Origin of the sequence: Bacillus sp. FSL R9-9497, assembly GCF_038005805.1 — a bacterium.
Lineage (GTDB): Bacteria > Bacillota > Bacilli > Bacillales > Bacillaceae_G > Bacillus_A > Bacillus_A cereus.
The window spans coordinates 270001-275000 of record NZ_JBBOTY010000001.1; the positions used below are offsets into that span (position 1 = coordinate 270001).

The following is a 5000-nucleotide window of genomic DNA, read 5'->3' on the forward strand; positions in this document are numbered from 1 at the left end:
CGCAGTGAATAGGCCCAAGCGACTGTTTAGCAAAAACACAGCTCTCTGCGAAGCCGTAAGGCGAAGTATAGGGGGTGACACCTGCCCGGTGCTGGAAGGTTAAGGAGAGGGGTTAGCGTAAGCGAAGCTCTGAACTGAAGCCCCAGTAAACGGCGGCCGTAACTATAACGGTCCTAAGGTAGCGAAATTCCTTGTCGGGTAAGTTCCGACCCGCACGAAAGGTGTAACGATTTGGGCACTGTCTCAACCAGAGACTCGGTGAAATTATAGTACCTGTGAAGATGCAGGTTACCCGCGACAGGACGGAAAGACCCCGTGGAGCTTTACTGTAGCCTGATATTGAATTTTGGTACAGTTTGTACAGGATAGGCGGGAGCCATTGAAACCGGAGCGCTAGCTTCGGTGGAGGCGCTGGTGGGATACCGCCCTGACTGTATTGAAATTCTAACCTACGGGTCTTATCGACCCGGGAGACAGTGTCAGGTGGGCAGTTTGACTGGGGCGGTCGCCTCCTAAAGTGTAACGGAGGCGCCCAAAGGTTCCCTCAGAATGGTTGGAAATCATTCGTAGAGTGCAAAGGCATAAGGGAGCTTGACTGCGAGACCTACAAGTCGAGCAGGGACGAAAGTCGGGCTTAGTGATCCGGTGGTTCCGCATGGAAGGGCCATCGCTCAACGGATAAAAGCTACCCCGGGGATAACAGGCTTATCTCCCCCAAGAGTCCACATCGACGGGGAGGTTTGGCACCTCGATGTCGGCTCATCGCATCCTGGGGCTGTAGTCGGTCCCAAGGGTTGGGCTGTTCGCCCATTAAAGCGGTACGCGAGCTGGGTTCAGAACGTCGTGAGACAGTTCGGTCCCTATCCGTCGTGGGCGTAGGAAATTTGAGAGGAGCTGTCCTTAGTACGAGAGGACCGGGATGGACGCACCGCTGGTGTACCAGTTGTTCTGCCAAGGGCATAGCTGGGTAGCTATGTGCGGAAGGGATAAGTGCTGAAAGCATCTAAGCATGAAGCCCCCCTCAAGATGAGATTTCCCATAGCGTAAGCTAGTAAGATCCCTGAAAGATGATCAGGTTGATAGGTTCGAGGTGGAAGCATGGTGACATGTGGAGCTGACGAATACTAATAGATCGAGGACTTAACCATATAATATGTAGCAAATGTTATCTAGTTTTGAAGGAATATGCCTTCAATAGTTTGGTGATGATGGCAGAGAGGTCACACCCGTTCCCATACCGAACACGGAAGTTAAGCTCTCTAGCGCCGATGGTAGTTGGGACCTTGTCCCTGTGAGAGTAGGACGTCGCCAAGCAACTTTAAGACGAGTCAGAATGACTCGTCTTTTTTGTGTTTTATAAAAATAAGAATGGCTGGTAAATCTCAGTTTATTAAAATTTCACTTTATTGTTCACATCAACAAGTTCAAAACGCTCACAGACGAGTAACATATCTTCAGAGAAATTAAGACCAAGCTCATTTAGTTCCTTTGTAAAAAAACGAACATGGGTGTCTCTCCAGTAATTATAAGTACGATCTCCTTCGCCTTCAGCGATAGCGAATTCTTCGCTTACTTCATTCATTGGTGTTACAGTTACTTCTATTGTCTTAATAATAGCTACAGGTTCATCATTACTATTGAGTATAATACTATAATCAATAGTAGTCGGTAGTGATTCATGTTCTAATTCATAAAAAATGTGACCGGAGCATGTAGCGGTTTTAATACCGTCAATTACTAGTTGTGCAAGATAATTAGGGGCATCCCCAAATTGCCAAGCTGTAACAGATTCTGGTTTTTTGTTGTTTCCCCAATAAGTATCCCAATATGTCTGTGCTAATTGATTCATTTTTATCGTTACCTCACTCTAATTCATATTTAGTCTCTTTATAATTCCTAGGAAATTTACTTACTTATTTAGTATGTCTTTGTACTCATTTAAAAGTTGTAGCGGTGTGTTGCAAATTAAAAAGATACTATGTGGAGTGAATATAGTTTGTAAATATGTTCTGTACATATATGGAATCTTTAATTTTCCAATTGCATTTTATGATAAAGGATGTAGTTACTTAAAGAACGTTCAGATTATGAATGGTAGTTTATTATCACTATGCCATATTGAAGTGAGTAATACTAGAGTTAAAATAGATGAAAAAACTGATATTCTAAATTGAATATCAGTTTAATAATATGTGACTTATATGAATCTATAGCAATACGAAAAGCGTAAATAAGATAGCCAACAAAATACGATAGTACGCAAAAGGTTTTAAACCTATCTTCTCTAAAAGCTTTAGAAAAGTTACTACCGCTAGCATCGCTACTATAAAAGAGGTAATGAATCCTACCGCAAACATAGGGATGTCATCGACACTTAAATACTTCCAACTTTTTAGTAAGTCTAAGCCTGTAGCCCCAATCATTACAGGAAGAGCTATTAGAAAAGAGAATTCAGATGCAGTCTTATAATTTACTTTTGCTAATAGACCTCCAGAGATAGTAGAGCCAGCTCTAGAGAAGCCAGGGTATACTGCTAAGCACTGAAATAATCCGATTGTTAAAGCTTGGCGGTATGTTAAATCGTCCAGTGAATAGGCTGCTGCCTCTTTCTTTTTTACTTCTGCAAAGAGCATAAGAATTGCACCTGCTACAAGTCCAATCACAACAGTGTATGGCTGGAATAAGTATGTTTTAATAATATCATGTAGTAGCAAACCAGCAACCACTGCCGGAAATACGCCAAGAAATACATGGAACGCGTTGAATTTTTTTTCTTTCTGTAGAAGAGGCTTAATATTACATAAAGAAACGAGACGTTTATGATATAAAATTGCAATGGCTAAAATTGCGCCTAGCTGAATAACAATTTCAAACGTTTTCGCTCTTTCTCCCTCAAAGCCTAATAAATGCCCGACTAATATAAGATGGCCAGTAGAGGATATAGGTAAAAATTCAGCTAATCCTTCTACAATACCGAGTATGAAGGCAATAATGATATCGCTCATAGTTTCACTCCTACAAATTAATGAATGTCTACTTTTTTAAAATAGAATAGTGTTGCAATAAATCCGGAAATTGTCGTTACTGCAATGATGATATAAGAATACTCTGGTGGATATGTCGGTTGTAATTCGTTATTTGCGATATCTAGAGTAGCGGTCCACGGGAATAAATCTTTATGCTTGGAGTTTACGAGCATAAGATTAGTCATTGTAATAATGACTGTTAATATAATGGGCGGTACATAGCTCTTCATTACAAGAGTTAGTAGCACAATAGGTGAAGACAATAGAAAGAGAAGTCCACCACATATTAAAAATTCTAGGAAAGAACCTAAAAGTAAAGAAATGTTAAAGCCAGGGAAGTTCCCCAATAGCCCTAATATTAAAGTAAGTGCCCAAGCGACTAAAGTTAGCATCATAATCCAAAGAAAGAGAATGATGAATTTACTTATAATAAAGCTAATGCGCGACACGGGGATAGTTAGTAAATTTTTCAGTGTATCTTCTGCATATTCACGGGTAAGCAAATATGCAACCACTACTCCATATAAGGGGAATCCTATAACTAAAGTAGTATATAAGTTAACGTCAGTGAATAATTGATGGAACCAAATAGTTGGAGTAGGCTGTTTTGTTTTTATATGTATATAAGAGGCTACTACAACTAAGAAAGGTGCGACACCAGCACCAATAATGCTAATTAAAAACATATTAGAGCGTTTTAGTTTTAAGAGTTCTGTATAGAGTAGATTAACCAATTGTTCCACCTCCAACTAGTTTGGTGAAATAATCTTCTAGTCTATCTTCGCTTATCATCATTTTTAATACTTCAATATCATTAAGAACGAATGTTCTGTTTATGTATCCTTGTTGTCCAAAATGAGAGTAAATACGAATATTTCCTTCATCATGTACTTCATAATCAAAAATTTGAAGATGATTTTCTAATAACATCACAGCTTTATCGTCATTATTCACTTGAAACTCTATGTACTTACGGTTTGCTTTGCGCAGCGTATCAAGAGAAACCTCTTCTAGTAACTTTCCTTCATGAATAATTCCGATACGATCGACCAACTGTTCTATCTCGGCTAATATGTGACTAGAAATGAGTATTGTTATATTTCTTTCTTGAGCTAAAGAATGAATAAGTTTTCGTATTTCTTTAATACCAATAGGGTCTAGTCCGTTAGTTGGTTCATCTAATATGAGTAGCTCAGGATAATGGAGAAGAGCGCGTGCAATTCCTAAGCGTTGCTTCATTCCTAAAGAATACTTTCCTACTAACTTTTTTGTCTCATGCTGCAAGCCTACTATTTCTAATGCTTCTTCGATAGCATTCTTTTTGTGAACCCCAATTATCTTTGCATTAATTAGTAGGTTTTCTTTTGCAGTTAAGTTTTCATAAAATCCTGGAACTTCAACTATAGAACCAATTCTGCTTAAAATATCTTTTTGATTTTGGAATAAGTTCTCTCCGAATATTTCAATCGTTCCACTTGTAGGTTTTATAAGACTAAGCAGCATACGAATGGTTGTTGTTTTACCAGCACCGTTGCGGCCTATGAAGCCATAAATCTCTCCTTGTTGAACATTAATATTTAAATTATCTACTGATTTTTGATTGCCATATACTTTAGTAAGGTTAGTCGTTTTTATAATTGTATTTATAGGAGACACCTGCTTTCTATAAGTTCTTACTTACATCATAAAAAGGAAGGCTTAACTGCATATTAATCATTTCTTAACTATTTCTTAAAAGTATTGTGTTTTGGAATAGAAAAGCCAAAAGTAGTTCGTTTCCATGGAGTACTTTCAACCCATATATGCCCACCATTTTTTTCAACGAGTGCTTTAGAAATAGAGAGTCCGAGACCGCTACCACCAAATGAAGAGTTTCTTGATTGTTCGCTTCGGTACATTCGCTCAAATATGTTTTGTAAATCATGTTTTGGAATACCAGGGCCTTGATCCCAAATATGAAGTTTGTATTCTGCA

General features: G+C 38.8%; 5 protein-coding genes and 2 rRNA genes (2 of these 7 only partly in view). 2 read left to right on the forward strand and 5 right to left on the reverse strand.

Annotated elements, in window-relative coordinates:
- Nucleotides 1–1148, forward strand: a 23S ribosomal RNA gene (locus tag MKY21_RS01540); it begins 1775 nt to the left of the window's first position.
- A gap of 50 nt (nucleotides 1149–1198) precedes the next feature.
- Nucleotides 1199–1314: ribosomal RNA gene (rrf, locus tag MKY21_RS01545) — 5S ribosomal RNA — on the forward strand.
- Between the two features lie 76 nt (nucleotides 1315–1390).
- Here the strand turns inward: rrf and MKY21_RS01550 are convergent.
- The 5 genes from MKY21_RS01550 to MKY21_RS01570 all read right to left on the reverse strand — a co-directional run.
- Nucleotides 1391–1849, reverse strand: a complete 459-nt coding sequence (locus tag MKY21_RS01550) for an ASCH domain-containing protein (protein ID WP_001072418.1) — start codon at nucleotides 1847–1849, stop codon at nucleotides 1391–1393.
- Nucleotides 1850–2207: 358 nt separating this feature from the next.
- Nucleotides 2208–3005 carry an undecaprenyl-diphosphate phosphatase UppP gene (gene uppP, locus MKY21_RS01555; RefSeq protein ID WP_001279960.1) on the reverse strand — a complete coding sequence of 266 codons (798 nt, stop codon included), beginning with the start codon at nucleotides 3003–3005 and terminating at the stop codon, nucleotides 2208–2210.
- Between the two features lie 17 nt (nucleotides 3006–3022).
- On the reverse strand, nucleotides 3023–3760 hold the full coding sequence (locus MKY21_RS01560; RefSeq protein ID WP_000247716.1) for an ABC transporter permease: 738 nt from the start codon (nucleotides 3758–3760) through the stop codon (nucleotides 3023–3025).
- Nucleotides 3753–4682, reverse strand: a complete 930-nt coding sequence (locus MKY21_RS01565) for an ABC transporter ATP-binding protein (protein WP_000074577.1) — start codon at nucleotides 4680–4682, stop codon at nucleotides 3753–3755. The genes MKY21_RS01560 and MKY21_RS01565 overlap by 8 nt, the downstream gene beginning before the upstream one ends.
- 68 nt (nucleotides 4683–4750) lie before the next feature.
- Nucleotides 4751–5000: the 3' portion of a sensor histidine kinase gene (locus MKY21_RS01570; protein ID WP_061663392.1), read on the reverse strand. It continues 764 nt past the right edge of the window; only the last 250 of its 1014 coding nucleotides appear in the window; its start codon lies beyond the right edge, outside the window; it ends in the stop codon at nucleotides 4751–4753.